This window comes from Microbispora sp. NPDC049633 (assembly GCF_040675265.1).
GTDB classification, from domain to species: Bacteria; Actinomycetota; Actinomycetes; order Streptosporangiales; family Streptosporangiaceae; genus Microbispora; species Microbispora maris.
Genome location: NZ_JBFAOO010000356.1, coordinates 1 through 3,746, shown reverse-complemented (window position 1 = coordinate 3,746; position 3,746 = coordinate 1). Strand labels below are relative to the sequence as shown.

Sequence of the window (3,746 nt, the reverse complement as noted above, 5' to 3'; positions counted from 1 at the left end):
CCGGCCCGCCGGTCGCACGGCGCGCTGTGGGCGGTCGTCGGAGTCGTCGTGGCGGTGGTGCTGCTCGTGCTGCTGGGGGCGCTGCTCCTCGCCCCGCCCCAGGGAGCCGCAGGGGCGGCCGCGGTCGGCGGGGTGCCCGTCGGCACGGCCGTGCTGCTGGCCGTCGCGCTGGTGGCGGTCATCGGCGGCATCACGGTCGCGGTCCTGCTGGTCCGCTCCCATCAGGCGGGGCGGCGGCGGGCCGAGGAGGCCAGGGACCGGGCGGCGGACCGGGCCCAGCTGCTCGCGGCGGCCATGGACCCGGAGGTCGCGATGCGGCTGCTCGGCTACGACGGCCGCCGAGGTCCGGAGGCGTAGGTCATCGATCCGATCCCCGGCGGGCCATCGCCCGCCGGGGATCGGCGTGTTCCGGGCCTGGTGAAACACGCCGCCCCGGCCCCGCTCGGCAAAGCCCTGATGTCATCACGACTTTGTCCTACCACATGCGAAAGTTCTTGAAACTTGTACGTAACTTCTTCCATGTGGTGACCAAAGGGGGTAATTTGGCGCCCACTTGAGGCCGTGAAGACCGTTTCGGCGGTGCGCGGCCCTGCCTTCCGTCACGGAACCGCCGGCCCACCACCCCCCAGTGGGCCGGCCTCCATGACGCATGAGATGGAGGACTGTCACCATGTCACGTAAGCGACTGCTCGCTCTGGCGGCACTGTCCGCGATCATCGCGCCGGCGTTCGCCGGCACCACCGCGCTCGCGGCCCCCGCGGACGACTCCGAGTTCCGCGTGCTCGTCTTCGGCAAGACCACCGCTTTCCGGCACGACTCGATCCCCGCCGGTGAGGCGGCGATCCAGAAGCTCGGCCAGGAGAACGGCTTCGCGGTGGACGTGACGGAGGACGCGTCCCAGTTCACCGACGCGAACCTCGCCAAGTATCAGACCGTCGTCTTCATGTCCACGACCGGCGACCCGCTCGGCCAGCCCGAGCAGAAGGCGGCGTTCGAGCGCTACATCCGCAACGGGGGAGGCTTCGTCGGCGTGCACGCCGCGGGGGACTCGGGCTACAGCTGGGCCTGGTACGGCGGCCTCGTCGGCGCCTACTTCCGCAACCACCCGGCGCAGCAGAACGCCACGGTGAAGATGGTGGGCCAGGGCGCGGCGTCCAACCGCGGGCTGCCGAACCGCTGGAACCGCTGGGACGAGTGGTACAACTACCGCACCAACCCGCGCGACGCCGGGGTGCGCGTGCTCGCCGAGCTCGACGAGAAGTCCTACAACCCCGGCTCCGGCGCCATGGGCGACCACCCCATCGCCTGGTGCCACAACTACGACGGCGGGCGTTCCTGGTACACCGGCATGGGCCACACCAAGGAGTCCTTCAGCGACCCGCTGTTCCTCAAGCACCTGCTGGGCGGAATCCAGATGACCGCCGGTGTGACGAACTTCCCCTGCGACCCCCACGGCGACTGAGGGTGAGCGGGGAACGTCCGGCCACGTGACGCGGCCCCCGCTGCCGGAGCCGGTCCTCCGGTGACCGAGGCACACCGTCCGGTGAGTCCACCGGGCGGCGTGCCCGCGCGTGCCCCGGCCACGGGCGGTCGGAGGCCGGGAGGAGGTTCTCAGGGGATCAGAGCCGGAAGCCCAGGTCCGGCGTGATCTCCGCGACGTCCATCTGGGCCTTCTGCAGGCGGCCCGAGTAGTCCCAGTTCATGGCCTGCCAGCGGGTGAACTGGTCGAGCACCCACATGCCGCTCTGCCTGCTGCCGTTGCCCGACTTGCCGTTCCCGCCGAACGGCAGGTGGGCCTCCGCGCCGGAGGTGGAGTTGTTGACGCTGACCATCCCGGCCGACACGCCCTCGCGGAAGCGGAACACCGCCTTCGGGTCGCTTGTGTAGATGGACGACGACAGGCCGTATCCCGGCCGGTTGGCCAGGTCGATCGCCTGGTCGAGGGTGGAGAACGTCGTCACGCCCACGATCGGGCCGAACGTCTCCTCCAGGAACAGCCGGTCGTCCGGGCGGACGCCGTCCACGACCACCGGGTGGTAGTAGAGGCCGTCGCCGTCCATCCGCCCGACCGGGCCGGGCAGCACGGTGTGGTGCGGCTGGATCCAGCCCAGGTATTCCTCGTACCGCTCGGCGAACCTGTGGTCGAGCAGCGGGCCGTACAGGACGTCGCCGTTCGGGTCGCCGACCTTCGCGTCGCGTACGGCGGCGGTGAACCGGCGCAGGAACTCGTCGTGCACGTCCTCGTGGACGATGACCGTGCCGAGGGAGGTGCACCGCTGCCCGGCGGTGCCGAACCCGGAGAACAGGGCGCCCTCGGCCGCGAGGTCGAGGTCGGCGTCCGGCATCACGACCATCGGGTTCTTGCCGCCGAGCTCCAGGCAGGGCGACTGCAGATGCCGGCCGCACAGCTCGCCGACGGCCCGGCCGACCGCGCTCGACCCGGTGAAGCCGACCTTCTGCACGGTGCCCTCGCCGAGCGCGCGGTCGAGCCCCGCGTACGTCTGGTCGCCTGCGGCGAACACGAGGTTGAGCACGCCGTCGGGGAGGCCGGCCGCCGCGAACAGCCGGTAGAGCGCGTGCGCGGACGCCGCGGCGTACTCCGCGGGCTTCCACACGACCGCGTTGCCGCACAGCAGCGCCGGGACCAGATACCACGAGGGCACGGCCACCGGGAAGTTGCCGGCCGTCACGACCGCCGCCACGCCGACGGGCACCCGGAACGTGAACAGGCTCTTGTCGGGCATCTCCGACGGCACGGTCTGCCCGTAGAGACGGCGGCCCTCGCCGAGGAAGAAGTCACAGGTGTCGACGATCTCGCGGACCTCGCCCAGCGCCTCGGCGTACGGCTTGCCGATCTCCTCGGTCACCAGCCGGGCCAGCGCCTCGGTGTTGGCCTCGACGAGGCGGCCGATCGAGGCGATCACCCGTCCGCGCACGGGGGCGGGGACGCGGGCCCACTCCCGCTGGGCCGCCGCCGCGGCGCGGCACGCGCCGGCGAAGCCGTCCGCGTCCGCGAGCAGGACGGTCGCCACGGTCTCCGCGGGCCGCGCCGGGTTCACCGACTCATAGGGCGTGCCCGAAGAGAGCTCCTCACCCGCGACGACGGAAACGATCTGCCGAGCCACCGCTGACCTCCGGAAGTGTTGCTGGTGCCGAGCCTCGATTACACAGTATTTCCACGCGGGGTGCCCGGCGACAGGCCCTCCTGCAGGGCGACCGCCGCGGCCTGGGTGCGGCTGGTCACCCCGAGCTTGGCCAGGATGTTGGAGACGTGCACGCTGACCGTCTTCTGGGAGATGAACAGCCGCTCGCCGATCTCCCGGTTGGCCAGGCCGTCCGCGACGTGGGCCAGCACCTCACGTTCGCGTGCGGTGAGCGCGGCCAGCCGTCCCGATTCCCCGCCCGCGGTGGCGGCCGGGGCGGAGGTCCCGTCGTCCGCGGCGGGGACGCCCGGCGCGGGCACGGCCGGGCCGCCCGTCGTGCCGTCTGTGGTGCCGGTCGCGGTCGGGTCCGGGAACCCCGCCCGCGTGCCGACGGACCTGAGCGTCTCCAGGAAGGGCCGGGCTCCGAGCGTGGCGGCGACGCGCACCGCGTGCTCCCACTCGGCGCGGGCCGCCGCTCGATCGCCCGCCCGCAGCAGGCTCTCGGCCAGCCGCCACCGCGACCGTGCCTCCTCGTACACGAAGCCGAAGCCGAATGCGTCGACGGCGCGCCGCCAGACCTCCGGGTCCGCCGTGCCGTGGGCG

Annotated in this window: 3 protein-coding genes and 1 pseudogene; 2 read left to right on the top strand and 2 right to left on the bottom strand. The window is 72.4% G+C overall.

Annotation, left to right across the window (positions count from 1 at the left end; translation table 11 throughout):
- Together AB0J39_RS38705 and AB0J39_RS38700 are read left to right on the top strand one after the other, a co-directional pair.
- Positions 1–357 (top strand): annotated as a pseudogene (locus AB0J39_RS38705) (ATPase); the annotation flags it as partial.
- A gap of 313 nt (positions 358–670) precedes the next feature.
- Positions 671–1,462 (top strand): ThuA domain-containing protein, encoded by a 792-nt coding sequence (locus AB0J39_RS38700; protein WP_363474072.1) that lies wholly within the window; start codon positions 671–673, stop codon positions 1,460–1,462.
- Between the two features lie 157 nt (positions 1,463–1,619).
- Here the strand turns inward: AB0J39_RS38700 and AB0J39_RS38695 are convergent, their stop codons facing one another.
- Positions 1,620–3,125 (bottom strand): aldehyde dehydrogenase family protein, encoded by a 1,506-nt coding sequence (locus AB0J39_RS38695; RefSeq protein ID WP_363474070.1) that lies wholly within the window; start codon positions 3,123–3,125, stop codon positions 1,620–1,622.
- A 38-nt stretch (positions 3,126–3,163) separates the two neighbouring features.
- The coding region (locus AB0J39_RS38690) for a response regulator transcription factor (RefSeq protein WP_363474068.1) at positions 3,164–3,746 on the bottom strand (583 nt) is incomplete at its 5' end.

Coding starts and splice junctions, on each gene's coding strand:
- AB0J39_RS38700 (WP_363474072.1), top strand. CDS start 671: ATGTCACGTAAGCGACTGCTCGCTCTGGCGGCACTGTCCGCGATCATC.